The organism is Streptomyces phaeolivaceus, from assembly GCF_009184865.1.
Lineage (GTDB): Bacteria > Actinomycetota > Actinomycetes > Streptomycetales > Streptomycetaceae > Streptomyces > Streptomyces phaeolivaceus.
The window spans coordinates 5,470,802-5,487,137 of record NZ_CP045096.1 but is presented as its reverse complement, the minus strand read 5'-3'; the positions used below and the strand labels follow the sequence as shown (position 1 = coordinate 5,487,137).

Below are 16,336 nucleotides of genomic sequence, written 5' to 3'. Positions count from 1 at the left end.
GTGAACCCACGCCGTCGCCGGGGGGTGACGCTCACGTCACACGCACTCTGCGGCCGGTGCACCTGTTCCCGGACGTCAGGGGCCCGCCGCCCGGAGAACCAGAGCGGTGGTGGATTCCGGCGCGATGCAGGGGAAACCGTGGGGTCCTGGCACCGTCACCGAGCGGCCGTCCGGTGCCTGTCGTGCCGCTTCCTCGATCCAGCCGGGCGCGCGGGCCGACTGCCGGGCGCGGTATGGCCGGCGGTGACCGCTGTGGCGTTCCGGCCCTGGCCGTACGAGCGCCTGCCAGGCCGCCCGCTGCCGCGGGCCACTGCGGGCGGCGCCGTTGAGCGTTCCCTCGTTCCTCTTGCCCTGCCGGTGCTCGGTTCGGCCCGGGAGCAGCGGCCGGCGCCCGAACGGCACGCCCAGCTTCTGCCGCGTCCGCCGGTGGCCGGGGCCGAGCTGCTGGCCGTCCGGCTGCCGGTCGCCGGGACACTCCACGGGTCGGGGCACTGGTGGAGGGTGCCGGATCCGGGCTCGCCGATCACCACGGTGGCAGAGCGGTGCCGCTGACGTCGGCGTCCTTCCCCCAGGCGTGCATCCATCTCTGCTCTCCGTCATCTCCGCATGTGAGACAAAGCCGTCAAGTTGACACACCCGCGCTTCCGTAGGTGGCGTGAGGTTCGCCTTCGGGGCTGCCTTTGAAGGCCAGGCCCAGGCCAGCCACCTTCGCCTTGACCTCGTCGATGGACTTCGCACCGAAGTTGCGGATGTCGTGGAGGTCGGCCTCGGACAGGGCGACGAGCTCTTCCACGAGGTGGATGCCCTCGCGCTTGAGACAGTTGTACGACCGAACGGTGAGCCCCAGCTCCTCGATCGGCAGCACCGGGTCGGCGTCGAGGGCGGCGTCCGTGGGGGACGGACCCATGTCGATGCCCTCGGCGTCGATGTTCAGCTCACGGGCCAGACCGAACAGCTCGACCAGGGTCTTGCCTGCGGAGGCCATGGCGTCACGGGGACGCATCGCCTGCTTGGTCTCGACGTCGACGATCAGCTTGTCGAAGTCGGTGCGCCGCTCGACACGCGTGGCCTCGACCTTGTATGTGACCTTCAGAACCGGCGAGTAGATCGAATCGACCGGGATACGGCCGATCTCCTGGCCCACCTGCTTGTTCTGCACGGCGGAGACGTAACCGCGACCGCGCTCGACCGTCAGCTCCATCTCCAGCTTGCCCTTGCCGTTGAGCGTGGCGAGGACCAGGTCGGGGTTGTGCACCTCGACGCTGCCCCGCAGGGCGATGTCGGCGGCGGTGACCAGACCCGGACCCTGCTTGCGCAGGTACATCACGACCGGCTCGTCGTCCTCCGAGGAGAAGACCAGCTGCTTGATGTTGAGGGTCAGGTCGGTGACGTCCTCCCTGACGCCGGGCACGGTGGTGAACTCATGCAGAACGCCGTCGATGCGGATGGACGTGACCGCCGCACCCGGAACGGACGACAAGAGGGTACGGCGGAGGGAATTGCCGAGGGCGTGACCGAAGCCCGGTTCCAGCGGCTCGATCACGAACCGGGAGCGGAACTCCTCGACGACCTCTTCGGTCAACGAGGGACGCTGGGCAATCAGCATGAGGTGAAGCCTCCGGCTATTCGGTGCCCACTGGCGGGCGTCATGGACATCAGAGCGTCGACAATCTCTGGGTCTCCCTGAGGCTCATCGAGACCCCCGGTTGAAACGCGACCCGTGTCATACGCGCGACCCGAGCCGAGGCCGGATGCGGGCACCGTCCGGACACTCACGCCGAGAGAAGCGATGATCCCGCCGCCGTTGTCGGCGAGTAGACGGCCGGCAGCCGGCCCAGCTCTCTCGGAGAGGGAGGAGGAAACGGGCATTTCGAGAGGGAGGGGCTGGCGGGGGCTTGGAGTCGATGCTCGATCCCGCCACCCATTCAGGGACTGGCGAACCGTATGCATGGTCGGCCCCCTTTGGCTCCCGGCACCCCTACTCCCTCTCACGTCAAGAGCTTTGCATGATGCAAAATAGCATGGCGGCGGCAAGCGCCACCTGGGCGCGCAGATGCGGCGGGAGCCCTGTGAACGCTGCGGTGCAGATCCGGTCGGGCCGGGGCACACGGGAAAGGCGGCAGCCCGTCCAGCGAGCCGTTCCGGAAGGCGCGTGACGTGGAGGGCAATGATCGGCGCCGTCGGCGTCCGTCTCCCACGAGGCCATCGCGCTCCCCAGGACGACGCCGGTCAGCGGCTCGACCCGTCTGCGGGACGGTGACGAGGAGCTGCCGACGGGCGGGGACACCGAGCACCGCGGCGGCCAGTTCACCACCGGGTGACCGCGGCTCCGGCCGAGGACGCGAGGCGGGCCGAGCACTCCAGCAGTGGGACGTGCACGAGCGCCTGCGGGAGGTTCCCACACAGCTGGGGCGCTGTGTGACGTCGCGCCCCTCGGCGAACAGACCGGCCGGGCCGCACGCCGAGCACGTCCTCTCGAACCAGCGCACCGCCCTGGCCTCCTGGCCTCCACCTGGGTGGCCAAGGCCATCGACGGACAGACGTCCGCTGCGGGAAGAGCGTCCCGCCCGCGGGCAGTCGACGGACCGTTCGCGTTGGTCTCGACCAGCGCATCGAGCTTCCCTCGCGAGCCGACCGGATGGCCCCTGGTTTCCGCTCCGAAACGAGTCACACGATCGAACGGGGCGACCGATCCACGCGCCGCCGCGACGTTGAGTGATCATTTGATCGCACTCCCCCATGGGCCTTTCCGCAGGGCTCGGTCACATGGGTACCGATCATCCACCGATCGCCAGACCGGCACTTGGTGGAAGTCTGAGGCTTCTCTGAGGAGGGTTACTGACTTCGGCTCGTCAGGGTGACACTGGTTCGTCGAGGGCCAGGCCGGTGCCCGCCATGAAGCGCACACCGCCACCGCGGTCGTCGCGTGATCGCCAACGAGGCAGTCGTAGCACTGCGTGATCACTCCCCGACTCCGCCGTCCACCTCTCGGGACACGGGTCCCCCACCGACCGATCGGTGAACCGTCGATCGGACCCCTTGCGACAGGCGACCGGCCTTCCTCTCGCCACGAGCACGGCCTTCTTCCTCTCGGCCCCCGACAGCTCTCACGCCATTGCCAGGCCGACGACGTCGACCAGAGCGGTGGTGGCATTCGGTGCGGCACGGGAGAAGAACCGTGGACTCCTGGCGGGTCGCCAAGCGGCCGTCCGGCACCTATAGGCCACCTGTTCGATACGGTCGGGCGGACAGCTCCCTCCCCACCACCGTGCCGAAGCCGCCATGGACGAGGTGACCGGCGTCGACGTGCCGGCCACGACGCGTCCGATCCGTCAGATGCATCCGATCCGTCAGACGCAGTCGCGCACGGTGGAGGCCGGCTCACGGCACATGGTGCTCATCGCCTCCGGCGCGCGGTCCGTCACACCCGGGCGAGCTCCGCGGCGCCGAACGAGACGTCGAACCGGTCGCACCAGATGCTGACGCTGCTGAACCGGGCCGGGTCGACATCCGCAGGAAGGGGGTAGTTCTGACTGCCTTTGTTGCCCTTCAGCCTGCCGAGGCTGACGTACTCCCCGTCGTCGAAGACATGCCACCCCGCACGGCCCTCCTTCACCGGCGCGTCGGTCAGCCAGACACGGAGGTCCGGCCCGTTGCTGGTGTCGAGGTTCTCCAGCCGTACGACATGAGAGCCGTCGGCGAGCCGCACGAGTTTCACCGCGCCGGAAGTGGTGTGCTCATGGCTGATCAGCTCACCACCGGCCAACGTCTCCGGCCCGGCGGGCGCCGACGCGGACGGTGTCGGTGAACCCGTCGGCGAGGTCGCTCCGGGCCCACCCTTCTCAGGCGCCGCAGAGGGTTCCACGGCACCCGGCAGAGCCTCCGTGACCGTCCGGTCCTGCCACAGCTTCCACGGCTGGAACCAGTACGACCCCAAGCCGACGGCCACGACCGCTACCACCAAGACCCCGACCGCCCATGGCCTGGCCAACACGGCCCGTACCCGCCCCATCGCGTTCCTCCTTCGGAGAGTCTCTCGCCCCACCACGCCATTCAACGCAACGGCCGACGGTCTCGGGCCCTTGTGCAGATGACAGAACGCTTACGGTTCGCGTCTGCCAGGGTGTTCCCGATCCGGCCTCCTGCCGGCGCGCCGCATGCCACCGCCGCCACGACGACACACCCGGGGTTCGCTCATATGTACGCCGACACAGGGGAGTTGTACGCTGCAAAGGTGCAGGGGGACAAGCATCGCTTCGGGGAATACGAGCTGGACACAGCTCGGCACCAGCTCCACCGGGCCGGTGAACCGGTCCATGTCGAACCTCGGGCCCTGGATCTGCTGTGTCACCTCGTCGTCCACCGGGACCGTGTGGTCCCGAAGACCGAGCTGCTCGACGAGGTGTGGGGTGACCGCTTCGTCAGCGAGGCCGCCCTCACCACGGCGCTACGGACCGCTCGGCTGGCCGTGGAGGACACGGGCAGCCGACAACAGGTGATCCGCACGGTGCACCGGCGGGGCTACCAGTTCGTGGCCGCGACAACGGTCGTCGACGGCGGCCCGTCCAGGGGCTCCGGCCAGGAGGCCGACGCACGGCCGGCACCGGCCGACGGACCGAGCGGCGCCGACCGCCAGACCATCCGGTTCTGCCGGGCCGGTGACGGCACCCGCATCGCCTATGCCGCCGTCGGCTCGGGCCCGCCCCTGCTCAAGGCGGCCAACTGGATGTCCCATCTCGATCTGGAGTGGACGACCCCGGTGTGGTCGCACTGGCTGAAGGGGCTCGCCCGCCACCACCGGCTGATCCGCTACGACGAGCGCGGGTGCGGCCTCTCCGACTGGGTGGTGCCGGGCTTCACGTTCGAGGACTGGGTCGACGACCTGGAGACCGTGGTCGAGGCCGCGGGGCTCGACAGGTTCCCGCTGCTCGGGGTGTCGCAGGGCGGTGCGGTGGCGGTCGCCTATGCCGTACGGCATCCGGAGCGGGTCAGCCAGCTGATCCTCGCCGGGGCCTACGCCCGAGGACGGCAGGTCCGGTCCCGAAGCGAGACCGAGAACGCCGAGGCGGCCCTCGACCTGGATGTCGCCCGGGTGGGATGGATCCACCAGGACCCCAGATTCTGCGGGTCTTCGCCTCCCAGTTCCTGCCCGACGGCACACCGGAGGACTGGGACGAGTTCACCGCCTTCCAGCGGCGGACGACCTCGCCCGCCAACGGGGTCCGTTTCCTTGAGGAGTTCGCCAGGATCGACGTGTCCGACATCGCCCACCAAGTGGCCTGTCCGACGCTGATCCTCCACTCCCGCGACGACGAGCGCGTGCCGGTGTCCCAGGCCAATGAGCTGGCCGCTCTCATTCCCGACAGTCGGCTGGTCCTGCTCAAGAGCCGCAGCCACCTGCTCACCGCGTTCGAACCGGCCTGGGACGAGTTCCTGTCGCACATCGACGCCTTCCTGGCCGAGTGAGCCGCGTGGCCTGAGCATCCGGCGGCCGTGGAGTCGCCAGGCTGGGCACGCGCTCCTTCCGCGGGCCGATGGGGCGACGGACAGCCGCCAGGACCCCGACGCCAGAGACCGCGTCATCAGAGACTCGGGCCGACGCGGTCCGTCTGGCGGCCTGGCGCACCGGGGCGCGGAAGTCGCAGAAGTCAGCGGCCGCGATCTTCCCTGGTGACGATGGCATCCGAGTCTCCCCGCGCCGTGCCCGGGCTGCCGGAGGTCACTCAGCCTCGGCAGCCGGGCAGGCCCACGCCGACCTGCGGACGGGCTCGACGCCAAGCGTCGACCCGCCCGTGCAGCAGGTGCTGTGAGCTGTGACGGGCTGGTCGACGGTGAGGGTGAGTGATCAACTCGCGCCGTGGGCAGATTGCGGCGATCTCCGGTTGTCTGCTCGCCGGGGTTCGGTGTCGCGGCCCGCAGCGCGCACAGGGGACATTTCCCGTGGCCTCGCACACTCCGTTCGCCTCCAATTCGCCGGACCTGGTGCTCACGCACGCCTCATCAACCCGGCTCGCCGACTGAGGGAAACGCCCTCAGCCCGTCCTCAGACATGCCCTCAGACGAGCCTCAGACCTCCACCAAGCCTTGGCCCGCCGACGGGCCGGATGCTTGAGCGGTGCCGGGCCGAGGAGCGGTCGTGAGGACATCTCCCCCAGCCCGGCACGCACTTCCGACACGGGGCACACACGAGAGAGAAGGACAGAAGATGCGACTCGACACCACCAGGACGTCCGGCAAGGCCCGGAGTCACCGGGGGCTGGCGCTGCTGATCGCGACGGGTGCCGGGCTGGGCTCCCTGCTGCTGGGAACGGTTCCCGCGCACGCCAACGCCACCACCAAGCACGTCGCCGCGGACGGCATGTCGGTCCAGTTCAAGACGAGCGACAGCAGCAAGGACGTGCGGGGCGACATCACGTTCACCGTGAACGCGGACGGCAACTGGAGGATCGACGCCGACGCGACCAACCCGCGGCCCGCGGGCCGCAACGTCCACTGGGTCTGTGACCTGTCGTGGGACGCGGCCGACGTCCGGCACTCGACCGGCACGAAGTGGGTGCCCCGCAAGTCGACGCGCTCCCTGACCGCGGCGGCGTACGACCCCTTCATCCAGGCGGACTTCGCCACCATCGCCGCCCGCGGGACGGCCGACTGCGACATCGTCATCGGCTAGTCGCACACCGTTCGCGCAGGCCGGCCCGACAAGCACACCGGCGTCCGTGAAGTCGTCCGCGACTTCACGGACGCCATGTCAGAGGCGCCATGGGGAACCCAACGTAACCCGTGACGAGCGCGCTCACCATGGTTGCGGCGATCGCAGTGATCAGTTCGCCGTCTGTGGATGGGGAGGGCCGGCCGCCCGCGGGGAGTCGCAGGTGTGCCGCCGACCGAGACGCGGCTGCGGGTCCGGCGGGTGGTGGTCTCAGGGAGGAACGGAGCTCTACAAGCGAGTAGCGCGAGCTCGCGACAGAGGGGTGGGCGGCTCTGCTGTCGGCAGAAAGTCCCGAGCTCGCAGAGAGCTACACGCCAGCTTGCCGTAGCGGTACGAGAACAGGGCTGGGACTGTCAGTTGCCCCTGGCACGATGGCTGGCATGAGCCCGACACCAGAGCTGACGCAGAGAACCCTGTCCGTACGCGGCTTCTGCGGCTTCGTGCCGTTCCGGGAGCTGCCCAGCAGCAACGTTCCCACCGGGCACGGAATCTACGTGGTGATCCGCACGGACACCTCACCCCCGTCGTTTCTACCCGCGAGCCCTGCCGGACATCTCAAAGGCCGCGACCCATCCGTGACGGCTGACAAGCTCGGCGATGCCTGGGTGGACGGAGCAACGGTCGTGTACATCGGCAAGGCCGCAGGCCAGGACGGACTGAATCAGAGGCTTGCCGACTACCGCCGCCACGGCACCGGCCTGCTGGCCGGCCACTGGGGCGGACGCTACATCTGGCAGCTGGCCGACTCGGACGCACTGCTCGTTGCCTGGCGGCCGATGACTGAGGACGACGCGGGTGAGGCCGAGCAGGATCTGATCGACGAGTTCAAAGAGCTCCACGGAGGAGCTCTGCCCTTCGCCAACCTCCGGAACAACGCGCGAAGGACGCCGGAGGCGGACACCACCATCGACTGAGTCCGGTCACCCTGTACCGCCCAGGGGCCACGCGTCGATGCCGGCCGCGGCTCCTGGACGTTCAGGAAGACGAGCGCGACCCCCATCGAGCTGCCCTGCTGGTTCATCAAGATCATCTCGTGGCGGCTTTGGGGCCCCTTGGCCGACATACCCGAGAGCCTCGGGTGCTTGCCCTGGACGGCGACGGCGTGAGCGACCGCCACGCTTACCGGAGTGCGGACCGACATCCGCACTCAGTCGCCGAAACAGCCGATACAACCGAGCACCGCGCCCTGCGGGGCCCTCCCGTCGTCGTGAGCGTCCCATGAGCCGGACTACTCGGAGAGGAAGTTGTAGAGATGGGTGAGGAAGGTCAGCCAGACCGGGTCGTCCGCGGTGAACAGGTGGTTACGGCTGTCGAGCAGGACCAGTCGGCTGTCGGGGATGAGCGTGGCCAGTTCCAGGGCCTGTGCGACAGGAACGCGCGGGTCGTCACGTGAGTGGATGATCAGCGTCGGGCAGGTCACGTCGTGAGCGATGCCGGAGACGTCGATGCGGGTGAACTCCTCCAGGAAGCGCAGGCCGTTGGCGACCGAAGTCGTCTGCCGCTGGTAGGCGGCGAACGCGTCCCACTCCGCGGGAGTGGCGTCGGCGAGGAACTGGGAGGCGAAGTAGCGCAGGAAGCTGCTGCTGTCCTGCGAACGCCATCCGGCGCGGGCGATGTCGAGGTCGACCTCGGCAGCGTCGCGCTCGGCGGCACTGCCCGCACGGATCTGCTGCCCACGGGCATAGGCGGAGGTGAGGATCAGGTGGCTGACCCGCTCGGGGCGAAGCGCGGCGTAGGCGACCGCCACCGCGCCGCCCTGGGACACCCCGAGCAGGGGGAAGCGGTCGAGGCCGGCGGCATCGGCCACGGAGTCGAGGTCGGCGACCAGGTCGTCGAGCGTGAAGCTGCCCATGTCCCATGAGGAGAGGCCGCAACCCCGCTCGTCGTAGCGGACGAGTTGCCGACCGCGGGTGAGGCCGTCGAACCAGTGCGCCCACATCGGATTGGTCCGGTCGAGGTCGAGGTGGGTCAGCCAGTTGGCGGTCTTCACCAGCGGCGGCCCCTCCCCGGTGAGCGCGTAGGCGATACGGGTGCCGTCGGCGGACCGGCAGAACCGGATGACCTCGTGATCCGCCTCGACCACCGCCGGAACGCCGGGGGCCGAGGACGTGGCGGCCGGAGCGGCGGAAGCCACCGTCGTCCGCGCGACGAACCGATGGCCGCGCGGGAGCATGGTGCGGATCAACTGCTGTCGTGTGTCGCTGTCACCGATCGCGAGACGGGCCGAGCGCAGCGATGCGGCGAGTGCGGCGCCGCTGACCTCGCCGGCCTTCTGTCCGCGCCCCATCCTGTCGCGCAGTTCCTCTTCCGGCACGACGCGGCCACGGTGCTCGACCAAGTAGCACAGGAGTTCCAGGGCTTGGGGCTCGACCTCGACCCGTCGTCCGTCATGGCTGAGTCGACGGCGGCCCGCGTCCAGCGCGTACTGCCCGAATCGGTAAACCGCGCTGTCCACACGGAAACTTTACAACGTCTTTTCATCTCATGGGAGTTGGGTGCGCGCCCCAAGTCCGACCCGAGCGCCGGGCCCGCGTGCAGGGGCTCCGTTCAGGAACCCGCCGGCTCCCGTTCCCGCAGTCGGCGCCGCAGGATCTTCCCCGAGGCCGCCTTCGGTACGGCCTCGATGAACTCGACCCGGCGGATCCTCTTGTACGGGGCGACCTGGCCCTCGACGTGGGCCATCACCTCGGCGGCGGATATCGGCACCCCGGTCATGGGCACCACGAACGCCTTCGGTATCTCGTTGCCCTCCTCGTCGTCGACTCCGATCACGGCCGCGTCGGCGATACCGGGATGCTGCACCAGGATGGCTTCGAGCTCGGCCGGCGCCACCTGGTACCCCTTGTACTTGATGAGTTCCTTGACCCGGTCGACGATGAACCAGTTCCCGTCCTCGTCGACCCGGCCGATGTCACCGGTGTGCAGCCAGCCGTCGGCGTCGACGGTCGCGTCGGTGTCCTCCGGGCGCCCGAAGTAGCCCTTCATGACCTGCGGCCCGCGGATCCATACCTCACCCGGCTCGCCCTCCGCCGCGTCCTGACCGGTGTCGGGATCGACCAGACGTGCCTGCGTCGACGGGAGCAGATGCCCCACGCACGCGACGGGCTCGTCCTGGTTGCCGTCGGCGTGGATGTGCGAGGCGGGGGACAGCTCGGTCATGCCGTACGCCTGCCCGACCTCCACCCCCAGCCGGTCGGCCACCGCAGCCTGCACACCGGCGTCGAGCGGCGCCGCCGCGCAGATGACGCGCCGCAGGTGCGACAGGTCCAGTTTCCCGACCGCGGGGTGCTTGGCCAGCGCGAGCATCACCGGCGGGGCGACGTAGGCGTGGGTGATGCGGTCGCGCTCCAGGCTGGTCAGGAACGCGTCGAGATCGAACCGGGCGTGGACGTACACGGTCGCGCCACGGCGCAGCGCGTTGTTGACCAGCGCGGTCAGACCGAAGATGTGGAAGAAGGGCAGAATCGCGATGACACGGTCGTTCTCGTCGACCCGATGCAGCCCGTTCAACTGTTCGAGATTGGTGCACAGGTTGCGGTGGGTCAGCATCACGCCCTTGGGTACGCCCGTGGTTCCACTCGAATAGGGCAGCACGGCGACGTCCACGGCCGGATCGGTCGAGAACGCGGGCACGACGCCGTCGTTCAGCAACCCGAGCACCGATCGATACCCGTCCGCCTTGTCACAGACCAGGATCTCCATGTCCCGGCCCGTCTGCCGCCGGACCAGCTCGACCGCGGTCCGCGCCGTCTCGACCAGCGGCGACACGCTCACCATCAGCCGCGCTTCGGCATCGATCAGCTGCTTGGCGATCTCGGCGGGCGTGGCCAGCGGCGACAGTGTGGTCACCGTCCCGCCCGCGGCGGTGACCGCGTAGAGGACCACGGGGAACAGGACGGTGTTCGGCGAGTGCAGAGCGACCACGTCACCCTTGCCGATGCCCTCGGCGGCGAGGCCCGCCGCGAGCCCACGGACCAGCGCGGCCAGTTCGGCGTACGTCACCGTTCGTCCACTGGACACGTCCACCAAGGCCGGCCGGGTTCCACGCCCCGAGGCTTCACCGAGCACCCACTCGTGGAGGGGGCGATCGGTGACGGCGACATCCGGGTACTTGCTCCTGAAGATCATGACGACTCCGTATCTCCGTATCTCGGTGTCTCTGTTTGCTACGCCGATCGGAACAGCCGGTGGCACTGAGCGGAGCGACAACGCTCTGATGTCGGCACCGGACCTGCCGACGCGTGTCGCTCCAACTCGGCCCCAGGGGCCGGACGGACCGGGACCGCTCGATCGTCGCGCCCGCCTCCGCATCGCGGCTTGGTGGAACTCTGAGGCTTTTCTGAGGAGAAGCCGAGGGCGGACTCAACAGCCCCGCGGTCACCGCGGTGAACATCGGTCACCTCGCCTGCAGTCCCTCCAAGTGAGGCGGGCCGCAACCGGCTTGAAGGGTCCGTGTTACACAGTCCGGGCCGGAGTCCGCGCCGTCTGACCGGGTGTCTTGTCGGTGGAGGCTTGGCATGATGCGCGGTCATGGGAACGAGAGACGACAGTGACGAGGCGTATGTGGTCGGCCTGTGCGAGCGGATCCTCGGTGAGCCGGCACTGACCCAGCACCGGTTCGACTGGCTGTTGGGGGACCCCGGCGCGAGCGGGCGGCGAGCCAGACTGCCGGTCGACGCGTACTGCCCCGGACACCGGCTCGTCGTCGAATACCGGGAACTGCAGCACGACCAGCCGATGCCTCACTTCGACAAGCCGGACAAGCTCACCGTCAGCGGCGTACATCGGGGCGAACAACGGGCGCTGTACGACACGCGCCGTGACACCGAGATCCCCGCACAGGGTCTTCGGCTGGTCGTGATCCGCAAGGCCACGCCGGCCAACGGTCTGAACCCCTCCTCCGCAGCCGTGTGCACTCGCAATGAGACTGCTTGAGCGGTAGCGGACCGCTCCACACCAGAGGCGACTACCAGCTTGCTGCCGCGATATCCCGCTGCTCCACGATGTCGTGCCCATAGCGTGCCCGTACGGGCGGGCAATCACGGTCAACAGCGGTGCGATCCGACCAGAACTGCCACTGCGGAAAAGGGCATCTCAGCAGGTCAGAGCCACATGCGCCACCCAAGCGCCGTCGCTTCCCAAGCTGAGAGCGCGAGTTCGATTCTCGTCACCCGCTCCATGATGAAACCCCAGGTCGGCGACCTGGGGTTTGTTTGTTGTTCAGTTCGATTCGGGGGTGGCGTGCCCTTCGCGAAGGGGCAGTTGGGCCCAGCGTGGTTCGCGTCAGCCGACGGCGACTGTCCGCCGGCGGTTCGGGGCCGTGGCGCGGGCGAGGGGCAGGCCGCGGAATCGGTGGCGCGAAGGACCAAGAACTTCCCGTGTTCCCCCTCCGCGATCCGGCGGTCGACATCGCGCCGTGTCGGGTCGCTGACGCGGTCGCGCGGTCGGGGCGATGTTCTTGTTGAAGCGGATGAGGTTGTCCGGGTCCCAGGTGGCCTTGACCGCCTGCAGCCGCCGGTACTTGGCCTCGCTGCCGTGGACTCCGCGGCGCCATGCCTTGCCCAGGTCGTCGGTGAGGTTGGTGTAGCCGGCGGCGAGCGAGTGGGGCCGCATCGCTTCCGTGATGTGTTTCGCCGACTCCTCGTACCGCGGGTCGTGCTCAGCGGCGTCCCACATGCTCACGGCCTCCCAAAGCCATGCGGCTCCCTCGCGGGAGAAGCAGGCGGCTCCCTCGCGGGAGAAGGCGGTGGCTTCCTCTGCGACGTCCTCGGAGATCGCGCCGCCCATGCACCACAGGTTGACGACGTTGGCCGCGCCAGGGTTCTGCGGTGCGGTGGCGGCGTGGCGCAGCAGGGTGTCGACGGCTTCGGCGGACAAGGCCGGGAGGTACCCGCCGCGCAGGTTCATGCGCTTGCCGTACGGCGCTACGGCGTCGAGCATGCTGTTCGCCCGCAGCCACGGTGTCTGCGTGACCAGGTCGGCGACCGGCCGGCCGAGGGCGGCGAGCGGTTCGATGACCTCGTCGGCGGTCGCGGGATCCCCGGTGAGGACGGGGAGGAGGACGAGCACCGGCCTGCCGTGCGCCTCCGGCGGCAGCATCGGCGGGGCGGGGGCGGGCGCGATCGCGGCCAGCGGGCCCAGCTCGCGGGGCGCGGCGGCCATGTGTGCGGGGAGCCTGGCCAGCACGTCGGCGGCCTGGTCGAACGGGAAGATCAGCTGTCCGGCGACGACGTCGGGGCCGAGCGGGTGCGCGCGGTATCTACCTGATCCACCGCGTCTACGTCGGCGGTCCCTCGCTCCCCCTCGACGAACAGGTGCGCATCGTCTGGCGAATCCCCGAACCCGAACTCACGCCTACCCAGGAGACCTTGCACGGTGAGGTCCCGGCCAACCCATGAGAGTCACGTCCCCACCGTTCGGATTCACACATCTGCGCACAGAGCGCCACCGCGCCGTCCTGACCGCCAGACGAACAGCGCTTTGCGTTCGATTCGTGTCACCCGCTCCATGCGGAACCCCCAGGCCAGTGGCCTGGGGGTTCTTTGTTGTCCGGACCGGAGCCTCGTACGGTGCGGGTGGTCCGCTAGGGGGCGTCGCGTACCGTGCCGGTGAACTGCGGGCCCTCGACCGCCTCCCCGTCTGGGGCGTAGGTCCAGAGGCGGAGTCGTAGGGACTCCGGGGCCTCGGGTCGTTGGTCGGTGACGGTGGGTACGGGCAGGTCGATGCTCAGGGCGCCCGCGGGTACTTCGGACATGAGCAGTGTGCCGTCCGGGAGGACCGCGGACAGGGGGCGTTCGGGGTCCGGTGAGGCGCCGAAGTGCTCGTCCAGCCAGGTCGCGGGGACGTCCGTGGTGGAGAGTTCGGGGCCGGTGCCGGTGGGTACGGGGAGCACCTCCAGGTCCGTCCATGTGGCCACGTCGGCGGCGGCGGAGAGGGCGATCCGCCAGACCAGCGGTTGCCCCTCGGTGACCTGGTCCGCGACCGGTGTCATGGTCACCGTGGGCTGGGGGTCGTCGTTCTGCGCGGTGACGCCGCCCAGGTAGGAGCCGACCACCGCGCCGCGTACCGCCTTGACGGCCACCCGGTGGTCCGCGTCGGCGCCGTAGCGGGTGTTGCCCTCGACCGTCACCGGTACGTCGACGCGCGTGCCCGCTCGCACCTTCACCGTGCGTACGACGGGGAAGTCACCGCCCGGCTCGTCCACGAACAGCCGGACCTCGCCGCTGCCCGACCCCGACACCCGTACCGGCACCTGGTAGGTGCGCGAGCCGGAGTCGCCCTCCTCGACGGTCAGACGGCCGACGTCCACGCGTGCCGGCTTCGCGGGCTCGACGGCGGGGGTGCCGGGGCGCCAGCCGTAGGCGTCCATCAGCCATGCCGTGCCGGAGTCGGTGCGCGGGGTGAGGTGGAGGGTTTTGACGTGGGCCAGGTCGATGCGCTCCCGGGTGGCGTCGGACAGGGGTACGCGGACCTCGCGTGCCCAGTAGGAGGAGGTGCGGGAGGTGCCCGGCACGCCGTCGACGCGGACCCGGCCGAGGTCCGCCCGCTTGCCGGAGGTGTCGGTGAGGGCGACGTCCAGCTCGGTGCCGGTGGTGTTCGGCGGCACGATCACGCGCAGGCTCAGCGAGGTCGCGCCGGGCAGGGAGACCGGGCGGGCGGGGCTCAGATCCGTGGCGGTGCCGGGGCGGCTCCAGGTCATGGCCAGCGCGTACCGGTCCGGTTCCTTGCCGGGGACCGCCCTCCGCCACTGGGTGAAGTGCGGGGAGGCGGTGGTGAGGGAGGGGTCCAGGCAGGAGACGTTCGGGTCCGGGTCCACCTGGGCGCACAGCCTGCCGCCGGTGATCGTGGCGGAGGAGGTGGGCAGGAACGCGCCCGCGCGGGCGGCGCCGACGGCGTGGGTGAGGACGCGGGCCGGGCCTGCGGAGGCGGCGCGTACCGGGGAGCCGTCGAGCAGCGGGCGGGTCCGGTCGTCGCCGGCGACGAACAGCCGGGCCGCGGCGGCTATGTACGTCGAGCCCGCCTTCTGCTGCTGCTCGGCCGTGAGCCGGGTGGCGGTGTCGGGTGAGCAGAGGGGGTCGTGCTCGTCGCCGCCGTACAGGAAGTCGTCGTTGGCCGGTGCCGTGGCCTGACCGGGGGTCCACTCGCTGTTGAAGTAGTTGTGGTTGGCGCCCGTCATGTAGACCGCGCTGTGCAGGGCCTTGCCGCGGCTGACGCCACGGGTGCCGTCGACGTAGTACTCGCCCTGGAGGTCGATGACGTCTCCGTCGCAGCCCGGCAGGATGGTCACCGACGGCACGTCGGGGGCGGGGTTCTGGCCGAAGATCGTGGGGCCTATGAGGACGGTCCCGCGTATCGTCCAGCGGGTCTTGCCGTGGTAGCCGTCCTGGTCGGCGGGCGGCGGGGTGAGGCTGTCCAGCGCGGCCCTGTCGGCGCCCTCGCCGCCACGGGAGTGGCCCACCAGCAGCACCCGGCCGAGGTCGGCGCGGGGTGCCCGGCGTACGACATCGGGGGCCGTGGACGGGTCGGCGGCCCAGTCCGCCCAGTGGGCCAGGTGCAGCCGTATCAACGAGGAGCGGGCCTGGGCGCCGGCGTCGTCGGCCTGCCAGTCCTGGGCGTTGACGGAGTTGGCCGATATCGAGACCGTCACATAGCCCTGGGAGGCCAGGAGTTGCTGGTCGTGCAGGTATCCGCGGTAGCTCGGCACCGGCTCGTAGCCGGCCGGGCAGGGCCATTCGAGGGTCACGTCGTCGCCCTGGAAGCAGGTGACGTGGCGCCCGTGGAGGAACAGCGCCAGTGGCCGGTCGCCCTTGGCGCCCTCCGGTGCGACCACCACGGCCTTCATCTCCACCTCGGTGTCGTAGCCGGGCAGTTGGACCGGAGGCAGGGAGTACTCACCGCTGGTCGTACGGAACGAGCCGGCCGCACCGGGGTCGACCTTGGCCACGGTCGTGGCCCGGGGCAGGCGCGACGGACTCGACGGGCTCGATGAGTCGTCGAGTCGGCGGCGCTCACGGGCCGCGGCGTTCGCTCCGGCCGCGTCCAGACGGCGCCCCGCGGCCTCGACCCGCAGATCGTCCGTCCTTCCGAGGCGTACCCCGTCGAGCGGCAGCCGGAAGGTGTGCCCGTCGGCGGCGGGTCTGGGAATGCCCAACAGGCGTTCCCCGCTGCGGAATTCGACCTGGGCATCGCCCACCGGCACCTGCTCGGGCGAGCGCCACACCAGCTCTGCCGACTTCCCGGACCCGGTGGTCCGCCAGCCCTCGGGAAGCCGCGTGGACGCGGGAGCGGATGCCGGAGCGGATGCCGGAGCGGACAGCGGCCCGGGGTCCGGTTCCGGTGCCGACCGGGCCGCCCCCGGCGACGCCAGCGCCAGCGCGAGGGCCGCTGCCAGAGCGGCCGTCACGCGCGAGACACGGATCACTTCTGTTCCTCCTCATGGTCAGTGCCCCGGGAACCCCACGGGTCCCGGGCTCCCCCGACACACCAGATGCAACACATCCGGTCACCCTGTCACCTCCTCGCACAGCATTCGCACAACTTCGGCCCCTTTCGCACAACAAAACCCGTGAGAGCAGGGGCAGTTGGCCCGTCTGCGAGCCAACGCCCTCGCACAGGGAGGGGGTTCGC

At 69.9% G+C, this 16,336-nt stretch carries 12 protein-coding genes and 1 pseudogene; 5 read left to right on the top strand and 8 right to left on the bottom strand.

What is annotated here, in order from left to right:
• Positions 1–75: 75 nt before the first annotated feature.
• From F9278_RS25870 to F9278_RS25855, 4 genes and pseudogenes are all read right to left on the bottom strand, one after another.
• Positions 76–492 (bottom strand): hypothetical protein, encoded by a 417-nt coding sequence (locus F9278_RS25870; RefSeq protein WP_152170448.1) that lies wholly within the window; start codon positions 490–492, stop codon positions 76–78.
• 130 nt (positions 493–622) lie between these two features.
• Positions 623–1,606, bottom strand: a complete 984-nt coding sequence (locus tag F9278_RS25865) for a DNA-directed RNA polymerase subunit alpha (RefSeq protein WP_152170447.1) — start codon at positions 1,604–1,606, stop codon at positions 623–625.
• Between the two features lie 701 nt (positions 1,607–2,307).
• A pseudogene (locus F9278_RS47380) lies at positions 2,308–2,492 on the bottom strand (hypothetical protein); the annotation flags it as partial.
• Positions 2,493–3,421: 929 nt separating this feature from the next.
• Entirely contained in the window at positions 3,422–4,012 is a 591-nt protein-coding gene (locus F9278_RS25855) for a DM13 domain-containing protein (RefSeq protein WP_152170446.1), read from the bottom strand.
• 222 nt (positions 4,013–4,234) lie between these two features.
• Between F9278_RS25855 and F9278_RS25850 the strand changes: the two genes are divergently transcribed.
• The 4 genes from F9278_RS25850 to F9278_RS25840 all read left to right on the top strand — a co-directional run bounded on the left by F9278_RS25850 (position 4,235) and on the right by F9278_RS25840 (position 7,623).
• Positions 4,235–5,293 (top strand): alpha/beta fold hydrolase, encoded by a 1,059-nt coding sequence (locus F9278_RS25850; RefSeq protein ID WP_226966949.1) that lies wholly within the window; start codon positions 4,235–4,237, stop codon positions 5,291–5,293.
• Positions 5,254–5,466, top strand: coding sequence for an alpha/beta fold hydrolase (locus F9278_RS47375; protein ID WP_226966948.1), 213 nt, complete (start codon positions 5,254–5,256; stop codon positions 5,464–5,466). Before F9278_RS25850 ends, F9278_RS47375 begins: the two co-directional genes overlap by 40 nt.
• Before the next feature lie 739 nt (positions 5,467–6,205).
• The gene (locus tag F9278_RS25845; protein WP_152170445.1) at positions 6,206–6,670 is read left to right on the top strand and encodes a hypothetical protein; all 465 of its coding nucleotides are present in this window, start codon (positions 6,206–6,208) and stop codon (positions 6,668–6,670) included.
• 419 nt (positions 6,671–7,089) lie between these two features.
• A complete protein-coding gene (locus F9278_RS25840; RefSeq protein ID WP_226966947.1) occupies positions 7,090–7,623 on the top strand; it encodes a hypothetical protein in 534 nt (177 codons plus the stop codon).
• A 314-nt stretch (positions 7,624–7,937) separates the two neighbouring features.
• Here F9278_RS25840 and F9278_RS25835 read toward each other — a convergent pair whose 3' ends face one another.
• Both F9278_RS25835 and F9278_RS25830 read right to left on the bottom strand, forming a co-directional pair.
• Positions 7,938–9,164, bottom strand: a complete 1,227-nt coding sequence (locus F9278_RS25835) for an alpha/beta fold hydrolase (RefSeq protein WP_152170443.1) — start codon at positions 9,162–9,164, stop codon at positions 7,938–7,940.
• 92 nt (positions 9,165–9,256) lie between these two features.
• The gene (locus F9278_RS25830) at positions 9,257–10,837 is read right to left on the bottom strand and encodes an AMP-binding protein (RefSeq protein ID WP_152170442.1); all 1,581 of its coding nucleotides are present in this window, start codon (positions 10,835–10,837) and stop codon (positions 9,257–9,259) included.
• Between the two features lie 402 nt (positions 10,838–11,239).
• On the opposite strand from F9278_RS25830, the gene F9278_RS25825 reads away from it, so the two are divergent.
• On the top strand, positions 11,240–11,644 hold the full coding sequence (locus F9278_RS25825; protein WP_226966946.1) for an endonuclease domain-containing protein: 405 nt from the start codon (positions 11,240–11,242) through the stop codon (positions 11,642–11,644).
• 348 nt (positions 11,645–11,992) lie between these two features.
• Here the strand turns inward: F9278_RS25825 and F9278_RS25820 are convergent, their stop codons facing one another.
• Both F9278_RS25820 and F9278_RS25810 read right to left on the bottom strand, forming a co-directional pair.
• Positions 11,993–12,871, bottom strand: coding sequence for a BBE domain-containing protein (locus F9278_RS25820; protein WP_226966945.1), 879 nt, complete (start codon positions 12,869–12,871; stop codon positions 11,993–11,995).
• Positions 12,872–13,292: 421 nt separating this feature from the next.
• Complete coding sequence (locus F9278_RS25810; protein WP_152170439.1) at positions 13,293–16,130, bottom strand: hypothetical protein; 2,838 nt, start codon at positions 16,128–16,130, stop codon at positions 13,293–13,295.
• Positions 16,131–16,336: the final 206 nt, after the last annotated feature.

Coding starts and splice junctions, on each gene's coding strand:
- F9278_RS25840 (WP_226966947.1), top strand. CDS start 7,090: ATGAGCCCGACACCAGAGCTGACGCAGAGAACCCTGTCCGTACGCGGC.
- F9278_RS25830 (WP_152170442.1), bottom strand. CDS start 10,837: ATGATCTTCAGGAGCAAGTACCCGGATGTCGCCGTCACCGATCGCCCC.
- F9278_RS25825 (WP_226966946.1), top strand. CDS start 11,240: ATGGGAACGAGAGACGACAGTGACGAGGCGTATGTGGTCGGCCTGTGC.
- F9278_RS25865 (WP_152170447.1), bottom strand. CDS start 1,606: ATGCTGATTGCCCAGCGTCCCTCGTTGACCGAAGAGGTCGTCGAGGAG.
- F9278_RS25820 (WP_226966945.1), bottom strand. CDS start 12,871: ATGGCCGCCGCGCCCCGCGAGCTGGGCCCGCTGGCCGCGATCGCGCCC.
- F9278_RS25855 (WP_152170446.1), bottom strand. CDS start 4,012: ATGGGGCGGGTACGGGCCGTGTTGGCCAGGCCATGGGCGGTCGGGGTC.
- F9278_RS25845 (WP_152170445.1), top strand. CDS start 6,206: ATGCGACTCGACACCACCAGGACGTCCGGCAAGGCCCGGAGTCACCGG.